This is a genomic window from Nocardia sp. NPDC051756 (genome assembly GCF_040681495.1).
Classification (GTDB): Bacteria; Actinomycetota; Actinomycetes; order Mycobacteriales; family Mycobacteriaceae; genus Nocardia.
The window spans coordinates 1-20,308 of record NZ_JBFAYV010000002.1; the positions used below are offsets into that span (position 1 = coordinate 1).

The 20,308-nt window shown below is 69.0% G+C and carries 21 protein-coding genes; 13 read left to right on the plus strand and 8 right to left on the minus strand.

Annotation, left to right across the window (positions count from 1 at the left end; translation table 11 throughout):
- Nucleotides 1–200: 200 nt before the first annotated feature.
- On the minus strand, nt 201–668 hold the full coding sequence (locus AB0M22_RS05995; protein ID WP_364721750.1) for a hypothetical protein: 468 nt from the start codon (nt 666–668) through the stop codon (nt 201–203).
- Nucleotides 669–788: 120 nt separating this feature from the next.
- Between AB0M22_RS05995 and AB0M22_RS06000 the strand changes: the two genes are divergently transcribed.
- Nucleotides 789–1,172, plus strand: a complete 384-nt coding sequence (locus AB0M22_RS06000; protein ID WP_364721752.1) for a lipocalin-like domain-containing protein — start codon at nt 789–791, stop codon at nt 1,170–1,172.
- 12 nt (nt 1,173–1,184) lie between these two features.
- Complete coding sequence (locus AB0M22_RS06005) at nt 1,185–1,565, plus strand: hypothetical protein (protein ID WP_364721754.1); 381 nt, start codon at nt 1,185–1,187, stop codon at nt 1,563–1,565.
- Here AB0M22_RS06005 and AB0M22_RS06010 read toward each other — a convergent pair.
- Nucleotides 1,552–2,379, minus strand: coding sequence for an amidohydrolase family protein (locus AB0M22_RS06010; protein WP_364721756.1), 828 nt, complete (start codon nt 2,377–2,379; stop codon nt 1,552–1,554). The two genes, AB0M22_RS06005 and AB0M22_RS06010, sit on opposite strands and share 14 nt — an antisense overlap.
- Before the next feature lie 373 nt (nt 2,380–2,752).
- Between AB0M22_RS06010 and AB0M22_RS06015 the strand changes: the two genes are divergently transcribed.
- Nucleotides 2,753–4,273: a HAMP domain-containing sensor histidine kinase gene (locus AB0M22_RS06015; RefSeq protein WP_364721758.1), complete on the plus strand. Its 1,521-nt coding sequence runs from the start codon at nt 2,753–2,755 to the stop codon at nt 4,271–4,273.
- 48 nt (nt 4,274–4,321) lie between these two features.
- On the opposite strand, the gene AB0M22_RS06020 is transcribed toward AB0M22_RS06015, so the two are convergent.
- The 3 genes from AB0M22_RS06020 to AB0M22_RS06030 form a co-directional block, all read right to left on the minus strand.
- Nucleotides 4,322–5,113 (minus strand): PIG-L family deacetylase, encoded by a 792-nt coding sequence (locus AB0M22_RS06020; protein ID WP_364721760.1) that lies wholly within the window; start codon nt 5,111–5,113, stop codon nt 4,322–4,324.
- Between the two features lie 223 nt (nt 5,114–5,336).
- Entirely contained in the window at nt 5,337–6,662 is a 1,326-nt protein-coding gene (locus AB0M22_RS06025; protein ID WP_364721762.1) for a deoxyribodipyrimidine photo-lyase, read from the minus strand.
- A 122-nt stretch (nt 6,663–6,784) separates the two neighbouring features.
- Nucleotides 6,785–7,402 (minus strand): lipocalin family protein, encoded by a 618-nt coding sequence (locus tag AB0M22_RS06030; RefSeq protein WP_364721764.1) that lies wholly within the window; start codon nt 7,400–7,402, stop codon nt 6,785–6,787.
- 87 nt (nt 7,403–7,489) lie between these two features.
- On the opposite strand from AB0M22_RS06030, the gene AB0M22_RS06035 reads away from it, so the two are divergent.
- The 5 genes from AB0M22_RS06035 to AB0M22_RS06055 all read left to right on the plus strand — a co-directional run bounded on the left by AB0M22_RS06035 (nt 7,490) and on the right by AB0M22_RS06055 (nt 12,371).
- Nucleotides 7,490–7,852, plus strand: a complete 363-nt coding sequence (locus AB0M22_RS06035; protein WP_364721766.1) for a hypothetical protein — start codon at nt 7,490–7,492, stop codon at nt 7,850–7,852.
- Nucleotides 7,853–7,942: 90 nt separating this feature from the next.
- Nucleotides 7,943–8,788, plus strand: coding sequence for a MerR family transcriptional regulator (locus AB0M22_RS06040; protein ID WP_364721768.1), 846 nt, complete (start codon nt 7,943–7,945; stop codon nt 8,786–8,788).
- A 291-nt stretch (nt 8,789–9,079) separates the two neighbouring features.
- Nucleotides 9,080–10,393 carry an FAD-dependent oxidoreductase gene (locus tag AB0M22_RS06045; RefSeq protein WP_364721770.1) on the plus strand — a complete coding sequence of 438 codons (1,314 nt, stop codon included), beginning with the start codon at nt 9,080–9,082 and terminating at the stop codon, nt 10,391–10,393.
- Nucleotides 10,390–11,118, plus strand: coding sequence for a DUF1365 domain-containing protein (locus AB0M22_RS06050; RefSeq protein WP_364721772.1), 729 nt, complete (start codon nt 10,390–10,392; stop codon nt 11,116–11,118). Before AB0M22_RS06045 ends, AB0M22_RS06050 begins: the two co-directional genes overlap by 4 nt.
- Nucleotides 11,115–12,371, plus strand: coding sequence for a cyclopropane-fatty-acyl-phospholipid synthase family protein (locus AB0M22_RS06055; protein ID WP_364721774.1), 1,257 nt, complete (start codon nt 11,115–11,117; stop codon nt 12,369–12,371). The genes AB0M22_RS06050 and AB0M22_RS06055 overlap by 4 nt, the downstream gene beginning before the upstream one ends.
- A 9-nt stretch (nt 12,372–12,380) precedes the next feature.
- On the opposite strand, the gene AB0M22_RS06060 is transcribed toward AB0M22_RS06055, so the two are convergent.
- A complete protein-coding gene (locus AB0M22_RS06060) occupies nt 12,381–13,724 on the minus strand; it encodes a TIGR01777 family oxidoreductase (RefSeq protein WP_364721776.1) in 1,344 nt (447 codons plus the stop codon).
- Between the two features lie 86 nt (nt 13,725–13,810).
- Here AB0M22_RS06060 and AB0M22_RS06065 point away from each other — a divergent pair, with 86 nt between their 5' ends.
- The gene (locus AB0M22_RS06065) at nt 13,811–14,788 is read left to right on the plus strand and encodes an SDR family NAD(P)-dependent oxidoreductase (protein WP_364721778.1); all 978 of its coding nucleotides are present in this window, start codon (nt 13,811–13,813) and stop codon (nt 14,786–14,788) included.
- Between the two features lie 86 nt (nt 14,789–14,874).
- Nucleotides 14,875–15,681 (plus strand): nuclear transport factor 2 family protein, encoded by an 807-nt coding sequence (locus tag AB0M22_RS06070; protein ID WP_364721780.1) that lies wholly within the window; start codon nt 14,875–14,877, stop codon nt 15,679–15,681.
- Nucleotides 15,682–15,735: 54 nt separating this feature from the next.
- On the opposite strand, the gene AB0M22_RS06075 is transcribed toward AB0M22_RS06070, so the two are convergent.
- The gene (locus AB0M22_RS06075; RefSeq protein WP_364721782.1) at nt 15,736–16,632 is read right to left on the minus strand and encodes a sterol desaturase family protein; all 897 of its coding nucleotides are present in this window, start codon (nt 16,630–16,632) and stop codon (nt 15,736–15,738) included.
- 209 nt (nt 16,633–16,841) lie between these two features.
- Here AB0M22_RS06075 and AB0M22_RS06080 point away from each other — a divergent pair, with 209 nt between their 5' ends.
- The 3 genes from AB0M22_RS06080 (at nt 16,842) to AB0M22_RS06090 (ending at nt 19,365) form a co-directional block, all read left to right on the plus strand.
- Nucleotides 16,842–18,005: a histidine kinase gene (locus tag AB0M22_RS06080; RefSeq protein ID WP_364723947.1), complete on the plus strand. Its 1,164-nt coding sequence runs from the start codon at nt 16,842–16,844 to the stop codon at nt 18,003–18,005.
- Entirely contained in the window at nt 18,002–18,673 is a 672-nt protein-coding gene (locus AB0M22_RS06085) for a response regulator transcription factor (protein ID WP_364721784.1), read from the plus strand. The genes AB0M22_RS06080 and AB0M22_RS06085 overlap by 4 nt, the downstream gene beginning before the upstream one ends.
- 122 nt (nt 18,674–18,795) lie before the next feature.
- Complete coding sequence (locus tag AB0M22_RS06090) at nt 18,796–19,365, plus strand: hypothetical protein (protein ID WP_364721786.1); 570 nt, start codon at nt 18,796–18,798, stop codon at nt 19,363–19,365.
- A 56-nt stretch (nt 19,366–19,421) separates the two neighbouring features.
- Here AB0M22_RS06090 and AB0M22_RS06095 read toward each other — a convergent pair whose 3' ends face one another.
- Nucleotides 19,422–20,225 carry a VOC family protein gene (locus AB0M22_RS06095; RefSeq protein ID WP_364721788.1) on the minus strand — a complete coding sequence of 268 codons (804 nt, stop codon included), beginning with the start codon at nt 20,223–20,225 and terminating at the stop codon, nt 19,422–19,424.
- Between the last annotated feature and the right edge of the window lie 83 nt (nt 20,226–20,308).

Sequence of the window (20,308 nt, forward strand, 5' to 3'; positions counted from 1 at the left end):
GGTCAACGCCTTCGCGATCACCTTCGCCGACCGCTGGCCCAACGCACAAACCTACTGAGAGAAACCGCCGGAAACACCCTTAGCGAGACAGTCCCACTGTCGATGAAATCTGCACCCGCACTCGGGATTTGCACTTGGAATTGGGCCAGAAAGCCGGTGCGGATCCTGAGAGAGGGTGCGGATCTGGTCGCTGTGGCGGGTCAGTAGAGGATGCTGTAGACGGCGGAGAGGATGAAGCCGTGGGTGCCGGTTTCGCAGTCGACGGTGCCTTGGTAGCCGACGCCGCAGGTGGTGTTGGCGAAGGTTACTTTGTGGCCTTCGGGGAGGATTTTGGCGCCGTTGGGGTGGGTGAAGGTGGGGCGGTCGGCGGTGACGAAGTGGGCGGGTTCGATGATGGAGGCGCGGATTTGGTTGGTGCCGGCGGGGGCGTCGAGGGAGACGGCGTCGCAGCCTACGGGGCCACTGTTCCAGTGAAAGGCGCAGTTGCGGCCGTCGGGGGTGCGGAAGTAGAGGCCGCCGCTGTGTTCGGCGTCGGTGGCGAGGTACTGCGTGTAGTCGACCGGTGTCCATTCGTCGAGGTCGCCGGGTTGCGCGGTGGCGGGGCTCGCGGTGAGGGCCAGCGCGGCGGCGAGTGCCGGTAGGACGAGTAGCTGGGTGCGGTCGAACATGATGGGCCTCCCTAGTCGGCGTCCTGCGGACCTTGCAGGGCAGCGCGGTTGCGGCGCCGGTTAAGTGGACTTTCGCGACGGCGGACGGCGACGTTAACTGGCGGGCAGCATGATGGACCCATGCGTGCGACGGATCTGGTCGGGACCTGGGAACTGGCGTCCTATCTCGACACCGATGAGCAGGGTGTGATCAGCGAAGGGCCGCTGGGCGATGCGCCGCGCGGGCTGCTCATCTACGGCGTAGACGAGCACATGTCGGTGAGCATGATGCGCACCGGCGACGCCGACCCGCGGTACAAGGGATACGCGGGGACGTGGCGGATCACCGATGGGAAGATGGTGCACGGGATCACCGTGTGCACCAATCCCGAGTGGGCGGGCACCGAACAGGTGCGTGAGATGTCGCTGGCCGGCGACGCTTTGACGCTGACCGGGATCGTGCACGTGGGCGGACGTACGCTACGTCGAGCGCTGACCTGGCGACGCATCCCCGCAACCGTGTGAGGAGCCGTCACGATGACCCGGATCGCCCTCGCGGCGCTGCTGACCTTGACCGTCGCGGGATCACTAGCCGTCGGCACTACAACCGCTGTCGCAGAACAGCTTCGGCCCGAACGATTCTCGCTCACCGTCCGCCCGACCGTCCGCGAGACCGGCACCACCTTCACCGTCGACGGCACCGGCTGGGCACACGACGCCACCGTGCACATCTACGTCGACGGCTGGACCCGCGCACCGAGCACCCGCAGCTGGGGCCAGGCCTACACCGACGCCCGCGGCAGCTTCCACCTCAGCCGCTTCGAACCGTTCGACCCCGGCGAACAGGGCAAACTCCAGCTGTCCGTGGTAGATCCGGACACCGGCCATCGGAGCACGACCCCGATCAGCCTGCGCTGACCTCGTCCAACCGGAACACCCGGCGCGCGTTGCCGGACAGGAACAACTCGCGAACCTCGTCGTCCAACTCCAGCTCATCGAGTCCGGCGAGCGCGCGATCCGGCATGATCATCGGGAAGTTGGTGCCGAACAAGACCTTCTCCCGACCGTGCTGCTTCAGGTAGGCCACCAACTCGGGCGGGTATCGACGCACGGCGTAGGCCGAGGTATCGATGTGGACATTCGGGTATTTCGTTGCGACCGCGATCATTTCGGTGGTCCACGGGTAGCCGATGTGGCCGCCGACGATGACCAGTTCGGGGAAGTCCAGGGCCACGTCATCCAGGTACGGGATCGGCCGCCCGGTCTCCGAGCTGCGCAGCGGCCCGGTGTGCCCGACCTGGGTGCAGAACGGGATGCCGAGTTCGGCGCACTCGGCATAGAGCGGATAGTAGCGGCGGTCGTTGGGCGGCAGACCCCACAACCACGGCACGACGCGCAGTGCCTTCATCCCCAATTCGGTTACCGCACGGCGCAACTCGCGGACCGCGGCCATGGGCTTACGCAGATCCACCGACGCGACACCGACGAACCGGCCTGCGGATTCCGCGACGAACGCGGCGACCTCGTCATTGGAGATCAGCGCCCCCTCGGGCCCGTACCAGGCGCTGATCAACGCGGTGTGCACGCCGCCGGCGTCCATCGCGGCCACGGTCGCGGCGACCGGCGGCTGCTCGGTGGGCAGCGGCGCACCCCACCGGCGCAGCGAATCGAACATGTCGTGCTCCACCATCCGCATCGTCGGATGCTGCGCCCACGCATCGATGATCGTCATCGCACTCCCCGCCACTGATCGGTCGGCCAACGCAACTCACGCTAGCCAGACCGGGGGCGCGGCCCGCCGAGATTCGGCGAATTCACCCGCGCGATCGAAGTCGCGAAAAATTCGTGGGGTGACCGGCGCACCGAATGGGTACTTGTTCTCTACGCCGGATCAGCGCCGACCGGCTCGAGCCAACTGGCCCGGGTGTCCGCGGCGCAACGGCGCGGTGCGGACACCCCTGGCCGGGCGCTCACAGCAGATACCCAGCTCGCTCGCAGCTCGGCCAGCGGTAGCGCCGCGATCATGGGCTCATGATCGGCACACCTCTCGCGCGAAACGGGATCGGCGTTGGTCAGCCGCCGGGCGCACGGCAATCGAGCCGGACATGAACGCGCGCGCCAGGCTGTCGCGCCGGGTGGCGTCGGTCCCGCTCCGGATCGGACTGGTGATCGCGCTGCTCGTGCTCACCGCGTCGGCACTCATCGCCTCGGGAGCGGCGGTGACCTCGGCCCTGAGCCAATCGCTGACCCAGCGCACCGACGAGCAACTCTTCGACGCGGCCCGCGGCTGGGCGCAGCCGCGGCAGATGAAACAGGTGCGGACCAACGACGGTGCGCTGCAATGGGTTCCGGCCGATCTGCCCGGACCGCCGCCCCAGCCGCGATCGGTAGCCGAACAACCGCGCCGCTTCTTCGAGCTGCACAAGAGCGCAGGCGGCCAGGTGCTCTTCGAGGTACCCGGCGGCGGAAATGCCTCGGGCATACCGGATCTCAGCGCCCAGTCCGGTGACGCGCCGACGACGGTCGGCTCGGCCGACGACTCGTCCATGCACTGGCGGGTATTGACCACCTCGAACCAATTCGGCTCGACCACCATCGGCTTGCCGCTGACCGACAACCAGGAGACGGTCTCGCGCTTGATCTTCTTCGAGCTCGCCACCGGCACCATCGCGCTGGTCGCGCTGGGCGTGGTCGGTTATCTGGTGATCCAGCGCAGCCTGCGCCCGCTGCGCGAGGTGGAGGACACCGCGGCCGCCATCGCGGGCGGTGATCTGCATCGGCGAGTTCCGGTGCGCGGCGTGGACACCGAGGTCGATCATCTCGCCCGCTCGTTGAACGAGATGCTCGCCCAGATCCAATACGGCGTCGCGGCGACCGAGGCGTCGGAGGAGGCGGCCCGGCGCTCCGAGGCCAAGATGCGCCGGTTCATCGCCGACGCCAGCCATGAGCTGCGCACGCCGCTGACCACCATCCGCGGGTTCGCGGAGCTGTATCGGCAGGGTGCGAGCACCGACGCCGCCATGGTGGTCGGGCGGATCGAGTCCGAGGCCGAGCGGATGGGCTTGCTGGTCGAAGACCTGCTGCTGCTGGCCCGATTGGACGAAAAGCGCCCGCTGGAGCGCAAACCGGTGGATCTGCTGACGCTGGCCGGCGATGTCGTGCACAACGCGCAAGCCATGGCCGCCCGCCAAAAACCAACGCCCACTTCGCCCGAACGCCGCATCGGCGTGGTGGTGGACACGGGCGAGGGCACGATGGACGTGATCGGTGACGAACCACGTTTGCGTCAGGTGCTCACCAACCTGCTCGGCAACGCCGTCGCCCACACCCCGCCCGAGGCGGCGGTAATGGTGCGGCTCAAGCCCTTTCGGGACGAGGTCCGCGTCGATGTGATCGACTCCGGGCCCGGCTTGTCCCCCGATGCGGCTGCCCGGGTCTTCGAGCGCTTCTACCGCACGGATACCTCCAGGACCAGGGCGAGCGGCGGCAGCGGGCTCGGTCTGTCCATCGTGCACGCGCTGGTCGCGGCGCATGGCGGGCGGGTCACGGTGCACAGCGAACCGGGTGAAGGCGCGATCTTCACGGTCGTGCTGCCGCGCGCATTGGCAGTCGATGCGTCAACCTGACTGCTGCACCGTCGATCTCGATGACCGGACGCAGCGGCACGCATCAGGTCAACGACGGGCAGGCACGAAGATATCGTCGAGCGGGTCGCCCATCGGCCGTGCGCCCTCTTCGACGAACCACTCCCAGTGCATGACCCGGCCCAGGACCGGCGTCGGCAGCCGCAGCAGAACTTTGGCGATCGCGGCGAAGGTGCTCGATCCCTCGACGATCGAACGATGCGCGGCGACAGCCGCTTTGCGTTGAGCCGCGAACCGGCGCACATCGATGCGGTGGGTGATCTCGGAGCCCGCGCTGTAGAGCGAGCCGATGTCGGCGATGCCGACCCGGACCCGCAGGAACTCGAGGAACCGCACTATGCGAGCGGCATTTTCGCGCGGCATGGTGGCATCGAGCACCCGCGGCACGCCGGCCAGTTCGGCGGCGCGGATGCCGACCTCGTGCACTCGCACGTGATCGCGATGTCCGTAACCACCGTTGCGGTCGTAGCTCAGCAGGATTTCGGCGTTCTCCTCGCGCAGGATCGCGGCCAGCCGTTCGGCGGCCTCGTCCAGCTCGGCCCGCAGAAACCGCATGCGGTCCGGCGGATCCGCGAACAGCACGGCACCGTGGCCGCTGTCCGCGTACCCGAGATGCACCACCCTGGCGACGCCCAACGCCGCGGCACTCGCCTCCAACTCGTTCAGCCGCAAGGCTTTCCGGCCGTCGAGCGCGGCCATGTGCCCGTCGGTGGCCACGACGATCACCGTCCGGTGCCCGGCCGCGGCCGCGGCCGCCAAGGTCCCGCCGGTCAGCAGAGTTTCGTCATCCGGGTGCGCGTGGAACGCGACAACGGTTGCCATCGGACCAGTCTGGCACCCGGTGGCAAGCTCAGCCGCCCAGGACGAGCAGGAACAGCGCTTTCTGCAATGTGTCCAATACGCGACCGATGGTGATCGCGAAATCGACGGTGCCCAGCATGACAGGCCCCTTTCCTCGAGCACGGCAAAGCCTCGATGCATCGATTCAAGACCCGGCGGCCGGGATTAGGAAGGGCAACGCTTCATCTGCGGCGAAATCGGTGCGCTACATGCCGACGCACTCGATGATCGGCGCGGGATAATCGGCGGGATCGACGTTCTCGCGCCACGGGGTGTGCACCGCGGCACCGGGAATGTGCGCCAGCTCGGGCAGCCAGCGGCGCACGTATTCGCCGTCCGGGTCGTAGCGCTTGGCCTGGCGCAGCGGGTTGAGCACCCGGTTCGGCCGGGTATCGGTGCCGGTGCCTGCCACCCACTGCCAGTTGAGCTGGTTGTTCGCCAGGTCCGCGTCGACCAGCCAGCGCAGGAAGTGTTCGGCGCCGACGCGCCAGTCCACCCGCAGCGATTTGGCCAGGAAGCTGGCGGCGATCAGCCTGGCGCGTCCCGGCATCCAGCCTTCGGCGAGCAATTGCCGCATGGCCGCGTCGATGACCGGGTAGCCGGTGCGGCCGTCCTTCCAGGCTTCGACGGCTTGGGGATCATCGCGCCACGTGATCGACCGTGGCCGATAGTCCGACCACGCCGCGTCCGGCCGGGCGGCGAGCAGTTGGTGATGGAAGTCGCGCCACGCCAGCTGCCGGGCGAAGGCGTGACCGCCCGGCGTCGACATGTCGACCCGATTCACCAGGTCCACCGGCGACACGCAACCGAAGTGCAGATATGGCGACAGATGCGAGGTGGCGTCGGCGGCGAGGTCGTCGTTGTTCTCTTCATATCCCTCGATCGGTCCGGAAAGCCAGTCCCGCAGCAACTTTCGCCCGGTCGTCTCGCCGCCGACGGCGAGCTGCGGCGAGGTCGGACCCGCGCAGAGCTGCTCGGCGTCCGGCAGCGGATCGCTGTCCACCGGCGGCATGGTCAGCTCGCGCGGCTTGCCGAACGGTTTGCGCTGATGCGTCTCGGCCCAGCGCCGGAAGTACGGGGTGAAGACGGCGAAATGGTCTCTCCCGGTGGATGGTACGAGTTCCGCGGGATCGGCGGCCGTGATCGAGGAAGCATGGGTGTGCAGCAGGCAACCGCGCTGATCGAGCCGTTCCCGCAAAGCTTGTTCACGCTTGCTGGAATACCGGCTTACGTCGGCGGCGATGTGCACGCTGTCGGCATGCACTTGCGCCGCAACCCGTTCCACCTCCGTGACCACATCGCCGCGGCGCACCACCAGGCGGCCACCGATCGCGCGTAGCTCGGCGTCCAGCTCGCTCAGCGCGGCGGCGAGGAAGCGGGCCCGGTTCGGGGACGCGAAACGACCCGCCGCGATGGCGTCGTCGACGACGAAAAGCGGTACCACCGAGGCGCCTTCGCGATGCGCCGCCCGGAGCACGGGGTTGTCGTGCACCCGCAGGTCACGGGTGAACAGAGCGATGGTGACGGTCATCTACTCCTCTTCACAGGGTGGGTCGACTACCTCTCGGCGTCCATGAGGGCGGCGCCACGGCACCGTCGGGCGGCTCAAGCCCGGCACCGTCGACGCGACCCTCACAGGCGCCGCAGGCGTGGTCAGAGTGTGCAGAGCGGGGCGATATCCGCTAGACCACCGGTGGTCGGCGAGGTCAGGTAGAAGCACGGATCCTGGCCTGCGGCAACGATTCCCGCGCGCACCTCCTGCCATGCGGCCGCGTCGAGCATCGGCGCGCGAGCGAGGACGAAGCCGGAGGTCCGGCCGGGATCGGTGACCAGCGCCCACGAGTAGTCCGGGCCGAGGGCGGTCACGATGTAGTTGGTCGGCCCGTCGATCCGCTCCTGCGTGGGCACGCCGGGGAAGCTGACGTGCAGCTGCGCGCCGGTCATCCGGTCGTTGATCGTTGCGGTGCCGGTGATTTCGTTGTTCATGTTCGACCAGGTGGTGCAGGTGTTGCGCACCGAGACGTTGCCCTGCGGGTCGAGTGCATAGTTCGCCTGGGTATCGCGGGCGCAGACCAGGTTGAAGTACTGCGGCACCGCCGCGAGCTGATTCCAGGTGCCGAGGTACCGGTTCAGGTCGAGCGAGGACACCGGCGCGGGCGCGGCGACCGGGGTGGGGGCTGCTTGGGCGCTACCTGTCGCCAGCAGTGCGACGGCCGATCCGGCCAGAGCAACCAGCAGGCGAACGGGAAACCGCTTCGTTCGAGATGTCACGCGAACTCCTCGGAAATCGACGATACTGGCCATGCTAACCGATAACGATGCATGATTGATGCAGACCCCCGATTTCAAGGAGAACCCGTGACCTTCCCCTGGCTGCCCCGGCTCGCAGGCGCGCTGACCGCGGGATACGGCGTCGCGGTCGCGGCCCGGCCCGCGGTCATGCTCGGACCGTGCGGCTGGTCCGACGACGACCCCGCCCTGCGCGCGGTGGCCAGGATGGTGGCGATGCGCGACGTCGCGTCCGGTCTGGCCATGCTGGCGGCCCCGACCACGAACGCGCTCCGGCTGGCCATCGCCGCCCGAGTCACGGCCGATCTGTCCGATGCCACGGTGCTCGGGCTCGCGCTGCGCGGGCGACCACAGCGCGGCAAGGCGATCGCCGTCGCGGCGGGCTGGGGCCTGCTGTGCGGCGCCACCGCGGCCACCACCGTGCGGAGCTGATCGCCGTGGCCCGGGCGCCGGACACCCCGCGCGACGCGCGACCGCCCGGGCATGGCGAACCAGGCGAACCGGAACAGGCAGAATAGGGCGATGTCCGCCGGTTCCGCTCCCGTTTCCGACGCGGCCGGCTACACGGTCCGCGCGGTCGCCGAGCGCCTCGGCATCCCCACCGCGACCCTGCGGAGCTGGAACCGCCGCTACAACATCGGCCCGCCGCAGCACCGGCCCGGCAAGCACCGGCTCTACACCGAGGCCGACATCGCGCTGCTCGGACAGATGCTGACGCTCATCCAGGATGGCGCGAGCCCGGCGGGTGCGGCGGCCGCGGTGCGTGGACCGACGCCTCGGCTGGGCGACCGATTCCCCCTGCTCGCCGCGGCATTCACGCTCGAGACGCGCGCGGTCTCCGATTATCTGGAGGCGCATTTCCGCGCCTACGGCGTGGTGGACACGTGGGATCGGTTGTGCCGCCCGGCATTCGGCGACATCGTCGCCCGCCAAGGCGCGGGCGAGGGCTGCATCGATGTCGAGCACATGCTGTCCTGGTGCATCACCTCGGTGCTGCATCGCACCAATCCACCGCCCGACGCACCCGCCCCGCTGCCGGTGGTGCTGGCCTGCACCAGCGGCGAGACGCACGCCCTTCCGCTCGAGGTGCTGCGCGCGGCCCTGGCCGAGCGCGACGTCAGCGCGCACATGCTCGGCGCGGACGTGCCGACCGGCGCATTGACCGACAGCCTCGCGCGACAGGATCGGCCCGCCGCGGTGATGCTGTGGTCGCAGCAGGAATCGACGGCGCTGAGCTCGGCGGTGCGGGCCTGCCTCGACGCGGGGTCGCGGGTGCTCGTCGGCGGACCGGGCTGGGATGCGGTGATCCTGCCCGAGGCGGCCGAACGGGTCGCGAGCCTCGCGGACGCCGTCGATCTCCTGAGCTGACCCGGCCGCGCGTATCCACGCCGGAGCCGAATTCTCTCTGCGCGAGCAATCCGCCGATGACACCGAGGCGAAGTCCTTCCCGAGGTCGACGACACCCTGACGGCCTGCGGTCGTGCCACCGCTGTCCGTGAGACGGATCGTACGTTGCCCTTGCCATGAAACGATGCATAATCGAGGCAACACACGAAACGGCACGGCGTGGCGGAACAGGCAACGCCGGCCCGGTCGCTTGACCGCGGTGGCAATCCGCCAGCCACCCACCTGCGGGTGACCGGCGACGAGGAGGAACACATGGGCGAGCACACCGAGCCGGGCGTCCGGCGGGTCGCGGTGATCGGCAGCGGCGTGGCCGGGCTGACCGCGGCCTGGGTGCTGTCGGGGTCCGCCGAGGTGACGCTCTACGAGGCCGACCACCGGCTCGGCGGTCATGCCGATACGCACGAGGTCGCCGGCCGCGACGGCCGGTCGATCGGCGTGGACACCGGGTTCATCGTGCACAACGACCGCACCTATCCGACGCTGCTGCGGCTGTTCGGCGAGCTGGGCATCGCGACGCAGGAATCGGATATGAGCATGTCGGTGCGCTGCGATGGCTGCGGCCTGGAATACGCGGGCGCGCGCGGCGCCGGCGGATTGTTCGCCGCGCCGCGGTCGTTGGCGCGTGGACGCTATCTGCGCCTGCTCACCGAGGTGCCGCGATTCCATCGCCTGGCCCGCGCCGAACTGGCGCACGAAACCGAAACCGGCCGTACCTTAGCGGAATTCGTGTTCGCGAACGGCTTCTCCGACTACTTCGTCACGCACTTCCTCACCCCGCTCGTCGCGGCGGTGTGGTCCTGCGATCCGGGCACCGCGCTGCAATATCCGGCGCGGTACCTGTTCACCTTCCTCGACCATCACGGCATGCTGACGGTGTTCGACTCCCCCACCTGGCGCACCGTCGTCGGCGGTTCGGCCACCTACGTTCGCGCGGTCGCCGAGCGACTCGACACCGTGCGGGTCGGCACCCCGGTGCGGGCCGTGCACCGGCTCCCCGACGGCGTCGCGGTGCGCGACGACACGGACGAGGTGACAGTGTTCGATGCCGTGGTCATCGCCACCCATCCGGATCAGGCGCTGCGAATGCTCGCCGAGCCGACCGAGGCGGAAGCCGAAATCCTTTCCGCCGTGCCGTATTCGGTGAATCACACGGTGCTGCACACCGACGTGTCGGTGCTGCCGCGCGCCGCTCGGGCTCGGGCGTCCTGGAACTACCGGCTGCCGTCCTGCACAGCGCAGACGGATCGAGTGCTGGTCAGCTACGACCTGACCCGGTTGCAGCGGCTCGACGACGAGCCGCGATTCCTGGTCACCCTCGGCGACGGGGATCGGGTCGATCCGGAGCTGGTCATCGATCGGATGGTCTATCAGCATCCGCGCTACACCCCGAGTTCGGTGGCGGCGCAGCGCAGGCTCGGCGAGATCGGTGATGCGCGAGTGGCATTCGCCGGCGCGTATCACGGCTGGGGGTTCCACGAGGACGGCGCGCTGTCCGGGTTGCGCGCCGCCGAACGACTCGGTGCGCGATGGACGGCCAAACCTGTTGCGGCAGTGCGTACCTCGTGAATACGACCGCGCAGATCGTTCGCACGCGGATCCACCACGTGCGCCTCACGCCGTTGCGGCACGAGTTCGACTACCGCAGCTACAGCTGGCTGGTCGATCTCGACGACATGCCGAGACTGCCGCGCTGGTTGCGCCCACTCGCCGGGTTCCGCGCGGCCGATCATCTCGGCGATCCGGACCGCACCTTGCGCGAGAACATCGACGGTTACCTCGCCGAACAGGGCATCGACCTACATGGCGGCCGCGTGCTGATGCTCACGAACGCGCGGGTGTTCGGTTACGTGTTCAACCCGCTGACCCTGTTCTGGTGCCGCGACGACAGCGGCGACCTGGTCTGCGTCATCGCCGAGGTGCACAACACCTACGGCGGACGGCACCGCTACCTGGTGCGCACCGACGCCCGCGGCGTCGCGGCCACGGAGAAGAGCTTCTACGTCTCCCCGTTCAACGAGGTCCGCGGCGAATACCGGATGCGCCTGCCCGAACCCACCGATCGGCTGCGGGTCGCCATCACCCTCATCGATCACCAGCCGATTTTCGCCGCCTCGATGACCGGACGTTGCCATTCGGCCACCGTCCGTACCATCCTGCGCGCGACAGTGGCGGTACCCCTTGCCCCACTTGTGGTCTCGGCGCTCATTCGCTGGCACGGCGTGCAGCTCTGGGCGCGCGGCCTGCCTCTCGTTCCCCGGCCCGCCAAGCACTTCGAGGAGTATTCGCGGTGAGTATTCAAACGCATGTCACGGCACCATCCTCGTCGTATTGGCCCGATGTCGAGCGGGTGCCGTCCGGTACCCGTGCCTCGATCGCTGCGGCGGTGGCGGACCGGTTGTTCCGGCGGGCCGTCCGCACGCTGCCGATTCGGGTGGAGTATCCGGACGGGACGGTGCTCGGCAGCGGCGCGGAGGACGCGCCGCGGCTGATCCTGCACCGCCCGGCCGACTTCACCGCCCGGCTCGGAGTGGGCGGGCTGATCGGCTTCGGCGAGTCCTATATGGCGGGCGACTGGTCGGCACCCGATCCGGCCGCCACGCTGACCGTGTTCGCCGCGCACATCGACACACTCGTGCCCGCGCCGTTACGCGCGCTACGCCGGCTCTATGTCTCGAGGCACCCCGCCGCCGAACGCAACAGCGAGTCGAACAGCCGAAGCAATATCGCCCGGCACTACGACCTGTCGAACAATCTCTTCGAGCTGTTCCTGGACGAGACGCTGACCTACTCCAGCGCGTTGTTCCCGGCCACCGCGCCGCCGCCGCGCTGGGCCGATCTGGCCGCTGCTCAGCAGGCCAAGATCGATCGGATACTCGACCGCGCCGGTGTCGGTCCGGGCACTCGCCTGCTCGAAATCGGCACCGGCTGGGGCGAATTGGCTCTGCGCGCGGCCGCTCGCGGCGCGACGGTGCGTTCGGTGACGCTGTCCACGGAGCAGCGCGCGCTCGCGCTGAATCGCATTGCCGCCGCCGGGCTTTCCGAACAAGTCACCATCGATCTGCTCGATTATCGCCAGGTGACCGGCGAATTCGACGCGGTGGTCTCGGTGGAGATGATCGAGGCGGTCGGCTACGAGTACCTGGAGACGTTCTTCGAGACCATCGACCAGGTGCTGGCGCCCGGCGGCCGCGCGGTGATCCAGGCGATCACCATGCCGCACCACCGCATGCTGGCCACCCGCTACACCTACACCTGGGTGCAGAAGTACATCTTCCCCGGCGGCTTCCTGCCGTCCACCCGGCTGCTCGCCGACGTGGCCGGGCGGCGCACCGAACTCGTTGTCCGCGAACAACTGTCGATGGGCGAGCACTACGCGCACACGCTGCGGCTGTGGCAGCAGCGGTTCAACGCGCGCGCGGACCGGGTCGCGGAACTGGGCTTCGATCCGATCTTCCGGCGGATGTGGCGGTTGTATCTGGCGCACGCCGAGGCCGGATTCCGGTGCGGTTACCTCGATGTGCACCAGATCCTGCTCACCCGCTGACCGCGCGGGTCAGCGGCGCGCGCGGCCGAGCAGATGACGCAGCGCCGAGGCGAGATCCGGTGTGCGGAAACGATGTCCGGCCTTGTCCAGCACGGCGGGCACTACCCGCTGACTCGCGGCGGCCAATTCGCGCGCACCTTGTTCACCGAGCAGCAACGCCGGACCGAACTCGGGCACCGGGACCAACGCGGGCCTGCGCAGCACTCCGGCCAGGATGTGGGTGTATTCGCTGTTGCGAACGGGTTGCGGGGCAACGGCATTCACCGGACCGGACAGGGTGCTGTCCCACAGCGCGCGATGGTAGATGTCCACCAGGTCGTCGATGCCGATCCAGGACAGCCACTGCTCGCCGTCGCCGATCCGGCCGCCGAGGCCGGTCGCGAACAACGGCCGCAGCAGGCGCAGGGTGCCGCCGCGCGGCGATTGCACGATGCCGGTGCGGATCTTGACGACTCGGACCCCCTGTGCGGCGTCGGCGGCGGATTCCCACGCGTCGACCACGTCGGCGAGGAAACCGTCACCGCGCGAAGCGTCTTCGAGCAGTCGCTCGTCGCCGCGGTCGTAGCCGTAGTAACCGACCGCGGACGCGCTGACGAAGGTAGGAACTCCGGCGCGGGCGGCCAGTGCGGCGAGCCGCTCGGTCGGCCCGACGCGGCTGTCGAGGACGGCCTGCATGTGTTCGTCGGTGAAGCGGCCGGCGATCGACGCGCCTGCCAGATGCACCACCGCGTCCACCCCGTCGAGCAGGTCGGGCGCGGGATCGTCCGGGTTCCATTGCCGTTCACCGGGTTTCGGTGCGTGCCGGACCATGGAGAGCACGGTGTGCCCGCCGGTCGTCAGGAACGCGGTCAAGGCCGAGCCGACGAGTCCGGACGCGCCGGTCACCGCGATTGTCTTGGCCGTGAAGCCCGCTCGGGCCGCGTCGGCGTGGGCGGCCAGATCGTCGGCGAGCTGGCGGTAGCGGTAGTCGAACATCGGGCGCAGCACGAAGCCGGGCACCGGCGTCTCGACCCGGTCGAGCACCCGGGTGTGCGTGTCGTCGACGACCTCGAAGTCGTGAATATGCCGCCAGCGCAGCAGCAGGCCGGCGGGCAGCGAGCCGAGACCGTCGATCGCGATCTGATCGACGAATCGTTGCGGTGGGTCGTAGCGAGTGGGATCGTGTTCGGCCACCCAGCGCAGCCCGCCCGGCAGGCCGAGCACGGCCTTGCCGTCGGCCAGCGAGCTGGCCTCGGCGACCACCGACGCGGGCTGCCACGGCGGCGCGAGCCGCGCGAACGCGCCTGGCCGGGTGTGCCACTCGAAAACCTCGGACCGGGGTGCCGCGACGACGCTCGAACACTCGATGCCCATGCCTCGACTCTAGCGAGGTACCGGGCCAATGCAACGTTCATGCATCGTTATTCCCCTGCCATGCCGACACACAGGAGAATTGCTCCATGACCGATGCGTCCAGCACGCCCACGTTCCTCGACACGCTGCTCGACCGGACGATCGTGCCGGGTTACAGCCGTCTCGGTCTGAAGCTGCGCCGCCGCGGCTGGCCCGCGGACGACCCGCAGCCGGACGCCCTGCGCGGACGCACGGCGTTGGTCACCGGCTCGAATTCCGGTATCGGTAAGGCCATCGCGGCCGGATTGGCCGGGCTCGGCGGCACGGTGTTGCTCGCCGTGCGCGACCGCGAGCGTGGCGAACAAGCCTGCCGGGAGATTCGGGAAGCCGATCCGGCGGCCGACGTCTCCGTGACGGTGTGCGATGTGTCCGACCCGAGTTCGGTGCGGGCCTGCGCGAACGAACTCACCGATCGACTACCGAGCCTGGATGTGCTGATTCACAACGCGGGCCTGCTGCCGCCCCGGCGGATCGAGACCGCCGAGGGACACGAGATCACCTTGGCCACGCACGTCCTCGGCCCACTGCTGCTCACCGAGCGACTCGCCCCGCTGCTCGACGCCGCCGACGGATCGCGCGTCATCCTGATGTCCTCCGGCGGGATGTACGCCCAACCGCTCGCGGTCGACGATCCCGAATACCGGCAGGGCCGATACTCTGGCACCACCGCCTACGCGCGCACCAAACGCATGCAGGTCGCGCTGACTCCGTTGCTGGCCGAACACTATGCACCGCAGCGAATTTCGGTGCACAGCATGCACCCCGGCTGGGCCGACACCCCCGGCGTCACCTCGTCGCTCCCCGGCTTCCATAGACTCATGCGGCCGCTGCTGCGCACTCCCGAAGAGGGCGCCGACACCGCGATCTGGCTCGCCGCGACCGCCGCCACCCTGCCCGCCGGCCGGTTCTGGGCCGACCGAAAGGTGCGCCCCGAGCACTACCTGCGCCGCACGCACTACACCCCCGACGAGGCCTGGCGGCTCTGGCTGTTCTGCCGGGAAGCCGCCGGAATCACTGTCGGCTAGGCCGATCGGGCGGCCGCGGCCGCGGTCCGGCAATTGGAACTTGTTCTACCATGGGACGAGTCATCGTCGACATCGGAGGATTTGTCATGCCGCTGGAACCCTCGGCCGCCGAGCTGCTGACGGCCGTCCAGGCGTCCCCGCGCGCGGTCGCCGTGCACGACAAGTCCGCGTGGGTCGACCTTTTCACCGCCGACGCCGAGGTCAACGACCCGGTCGGCGCCCGACCGCACGTCGGCCGCACCGCCATCGAGGCCTTCTACGACACCTTCATCGGCCCCAACGGCATCGTCTTCCGGGTCGAGCGCGACATCGTCGCGCCGCCGACCGTGGTGCGCGATCTGACCATCGAGACCACGATGTCGACCGGCGCCAGGGTCTCGGTCCCGATGCACCTGCGCTACCAGCTGACCGAGCAGGACGGCGACTGGAAGATCGCGCACCTGGCCGCGCACTGGGAGCTGGGCCCGATGATCGTGCAGCTCTTGCGCACCGGACCCAGCGGAATCGGCGCCGCGCTGCGCCTCGGGCCGCAGCTGATCAGCAATCAGGGCTTCGACGGCGCACTCGGAATGCTGCGGGCGCTCGGCGGAATCGGCCGAACCGGCCGTCGGGTGACCTCACGACTGTTCGCCGCCGCGGGCAGCACCGACATCGTCCGGGTCCGCGGGCTGCTCGGCCACTACGCCGTCGTCGAATTGCCCGCAGGCACACAGGTTTCGGTGGAGGAGTTCACCAACCGGGCCCGAAACATGCGCTGGGGCAAACTGATCGCCGCCGGCCGCACGGTGACCGCGTCCGTCCGCTTCGGCGACACCCGCGGTGTCGCGTTCGTCGAATTCGCCGAGGGCTCGCCGAACATCGCCGGTCTGCGCTTCTTCCTCGACAACGCCTGAGATCTTCCACCGGACAAGCGAATCCGGGCGATGCCGAACATCGCCCGGTCACGCTCAGGTGAGCTGGACCGACTTGATCTGCGGTGCCGGTTCCGGCGCGGGTTCCCGGTGTTCGGTCCAGCCGGGCGGGCCGAAGACGTAGCCGAGGCGGCCGCGCCAGGTGTCGGCGCCGCGAACGTCGCGGACGAGTCCGGCGAGCTCGTGGTAGTTGACCTTGAGCGGGTTGTCGGTGCCGATGTTCTTGGTGAGGCCGTAGCGGATGGGTTCGGATTCCGCGGCGAAGCTGCCGAACATGCGGTCCCAGATGATCAGGATGCCGCCGTAGTTGCGATCGATGTAGGGCTGGTTGGAGCCGTGATGGATGCGGTGATGCGCGGGGGTGTTGAACAGGAACTCGATCGGGCGGCCCAGCGTGCGGACGCGCTGGGTGTGGATCGGGAACTGGTAGAGCAGGCCGATGCTCTGCAACAGGAAGATCATCCACACCGGGAAGCCGAGCAAAGCCGCTGGCACCCAAGCCATTCCGCGCAGGACATTGGCGACCGGGTGCACCCAGGGCAGGCGGATCGCGGTGGACAGGTTGAAGTGCTCACTGGAGTGGTGCACGCTGTGCGAGGTCCACAGCAGCCGGACCCGATGGTCGGCGCGATGCGCCCAGTAATAGCAGAAATCGGTGACCACCAGGCCGAGCACCCACACCCACCACGACGACGCGGACAGGTGCAGCGGCGTGATCGCGGCGGCCGCGACCACGGCGGAGAACGGAATCAGGTACTGCGTCAACGGTTTCGCGAGCCGGCCGAGGGTGAAGGTCGCGATGTTGGACGCGGTGTCGCGGCCCGATCCGCCGTTCTTCGGCCGGTCCGGATCGCGGCGATAGGCGATCCACTCCACCAGCATGAAAAACGCGAAGGCGGGCAACGCGTAGGTCAGCAGTTCCACTCGGTCCATGTGATCTCCTCGGATCGTCCGGCGTCGGATGTCGACGCTACGGGCGATGGCCTGCGCAAACATCGCGCCGCCGAGGGATTCGGCGTCCCCCGCGCGGGGGACGCGGTCGGCCGCGGCGGCGGGCAGAGTTGGCGGCAGCCCGGCGGCCGATCTCGCTAGGATCGCCGCGACGGCTCCGACAACCCGAAGGCGGTGGCGAACTGTTGGATGTGAGCAGGTCGCTGGCCCGCCAGTCGCTGGTGGTCGCGGCGGTGGCGGCGCTGATCGACGCCGTGGCGATCGGCGTGTGCGGGATCTTCGGCGTCGCGCCGTGGCAGACCGTCGCGGCGCTGGCGGGCATCGTGGTCGTCGATCTGGCCTTGGCCGCGCCGCCGCGCACAGCCGGTGTGGTGGCGGTGGCTCAGGTGCTGGTCCGGCTGGTGGTCACCGGCCTGCTGCAACGGCACGGCTTCGACGGGCAGTTCTCCGGTGTCGGGCTGCTGGTCGCCGGGTATCGCACCGGCGCGTGGCTCGCCGGGCCGAAATCGGTGCTGACCATGCTCGTGTTGTGCGGCGGTGTCGCGGCCGCGCATCTGTTCGCGCGCGATCACGCCGGGCACGATTGGCGACTGCTGATCGCCTCGACGATGGCGGCGGGCTGCGTGCCGTGGCTGGTCGGCCGGTACACCGCGGCGCGCGGGGCCTACATCGCCGACTTGGAGCAACGGGAACGATTGCGCAGGCAGGAACATCAGGTCGCGGTGGAGCGGGCGGTAACCGACGAGCGGGCGGCGATCGCGCGGGACCTGCACGATGTGATCTCCCATCACGTCAGCGCCATCGGCATCCACGCGGGTGCGGCGCGAATGGCCATGGCGGACACCGCGAATGGCGCGGCGACCCGGTCGCTGGCCGCGGTGGAGTCGAGCAGCCGGGCCGCGATGGTGGATCTGCGGCGACAGCTCGATCTGCTGCACGGGCGCGACGACGAGGGACAGCGGCAGCCCGGGCTGGCCGATATCGATGGGCTGGTCGAACACGTACGGGCTGCCGGGTTGAATGTCGAAGTGGCCGTGCGAGGTTCGGTGATCGAGTTGCCGGAGTCGTTGGACGTCACGGTGTATCGGATCGTGCAGGAGATGCTGACCAACGCCTTGCGCCACGGAGACGGCGAACATGCCCGGCTCGCGGTGGACTACCAGCCGAATCGGGTGGTTTTGCGGGCGACCAATCCGATTCCGCCGATACCGTCGGTCAGCGATACCACGGTGCCGCGTGGGCTCGGCGGAATCCGGCGGCGCACCGAGCTCTACGACGGTGAACTCGACTACGGTCCCGATGCGGCCGGAACCTCGTGGCACACCACGGTTTCCGTGCCGATCGGCGGGTCGTGAGCATGCCGATCCGGGTGCTGATCGCGGACGATCACAGCATGTTCCGCTCCGGGCTGCGGGCGGTGCTCGACAGCCAGGCCGATCTCGACTGCGTCGCCGAGGTCAGCGACGGGCGCACGGCCATCGCCGAAACCGCAAGGCTGCGACCGGATGTCGCGATCCTCGACGTGCGGATGCCCAAGCTGGACGGGCTCGCCGCCACCGAAGCTATCGTTGCCGCGGGCGGCACGCATGTCCTGGTGCTCACCACCTATGACAGCGATGCCAATCTCTATCGCGCGTTGCAGGCGGGCGCGAGCGGATTTCTGCTGAAGAGCCTGCCGCCGGAAGAACTCGTCGCCGCCATTCGCATCGCGGCGCGGGGCGACGCTCTGATCGATCCGTCGATGACCCGCCGCCTGGCCGCCCGCTTCGCCACCACCCTCGCACCGCCGCACACCCCGCCCGAGGTCGAACACCTCACCGCGCGTGAGTTGGAAGTGTTGCTCTTGCTCGCCGACGCCCGCAGCAATGCCGAGATCGCCGCGCAGCTCGGTGTCGGAGAGGAAACCGTGAAAACCCACGTCTCCCGCGTCCTCGCCAAACTCGGTGTGCGCGACCGTATCCATGCGGTCGTCTACGCCCATCAGCACGGTCTGATTGCCCGTACACCGCCCGGTTATCGCTGATCAGCGGGCTGCGGCCACCCTGGAAAAGAACGCGGCACGCCAGGCCGAGGTCTGACCGGATCCGACCAATTGGACGTACGGTTAACCAGACTGGCTGGTCTTCTTCCATGGATGGAGCGCTTATGCGTAGGGATCGCCCCCGATTCGTGGTCCTGGTTGCCGCGTGTGCGGCTCTGGTTTTGTCCGGAGCCGGCGTCGCGGGCGCACAGGACGTCGGCGGTCAGGCGCCCGGCGCTCGTTCGATCGAGAAGCCCATGCAGCAGGCCCTGGTCCAGCAGGCACGGCAGCGGGCGGCGAGTGCTCGCGATCGCGCCGCGGCCGCCGAGCGCGCCCCGTCCCCCGGCGCGAAGACCGATCGCAAGGCGAAGGCAGGCAGCCCGCGCGCCACCATCCACACGGGGATCGACAGCGCGACGAAGGCCGCCGAGGCCGCCTCGACGGCCGCCACCGCCGCGCAGGCCGCGGCCGACGCCGCTCGGGCCGCCTTGGCCGCGGTGCTCGCCACCGAGGAGGCCACCGACAGCTTCCTCGGTGCCTTCGAAGCCGATCAAGCGGTGCGGGCCGCGGACAAGGCCGCCGCCGCGCCCGAGGACGTCGAACTGGCCAACGCCGCCGCGGCGGCGGAGAACAAAGCCGTCAAAGTGAGCACCCGACGAACCGATCTGGCCGTTCCCCCGATCAAGCGGCGATAAGAAAAGGGCCGGCGCCGAAACGCCAGCCCTTCCTTTATCTTTCGTCTTGATCCGGACTACGCGCCGGCCTGTGGTTCACCGACGGTCGACGGGTCGATGACGCCGAACGCCTCACCCTGCGGGCCTTGCAGAACGCTCATCCGGCCGAATGGGCTGTCGTGCACGCCCATCAGTACCGTCGCACCCAACTCGGTGGCCTTGGCGACGGACGCGTCGGTGTTGTCCACCTGGAACCAGGTCAGCCAGAACGACGGAGCGTCGCCGGGCGTCTTGCTCGCGTCGTTGACGCCGCCGACCGGCGCACCCTCCTGGGTCAGGCCGAAGGTGGAGTAGACGAAGTTCTCGCCGTCGCCGATTTCGGTGTAGTGCCAACCGAATACGGCCGCGTAGAACTCCTGGGCCTGCTTGTACTGATCGGTGTGCAGTTCGTTCCAGCAGTACGCGCCGTCCTCGTTGTAGATGCCGGCGCCGTTGTGTGCCTTGGCTTCCCACACGCCGAAGATCGCGCCGATCGGATCGGCGGCGATGCACATCCGGCCGACGTCGAGCACGTCGAACGGCGCCATCAGCACCGAACCGCCTGCCGCCGTGACCTTCTCGGCGGTCGCGTCGGCGCTGTCGGCGGCGAAGTAGGTGGTCCACACCGACGGCATGGCCATGCCGTCGGGCTTGGGCCCGATCCCCGCGGCCGGCCTGCCGTGACGTAGCGCCATCAGATAGCCGCCCGCGTCCGGCGGACTATCCAAGATTTCCCAGCCGAATAGGTCCGCGTAGAACTCACGGGCCCGCGCGGTGTCGTCGACCTGACTGTCGACCCAGCAGGGCGTTCCCTGCGGCCAGCTTCCGTCGTGAGTAGCCATATCCGTGGCCTCCTGACCTCGGTGTACTGAAGTGCGGCCGGACGCGGCCGGCACGCGGCCAAGTCAACCACCGCGCCTCCCCG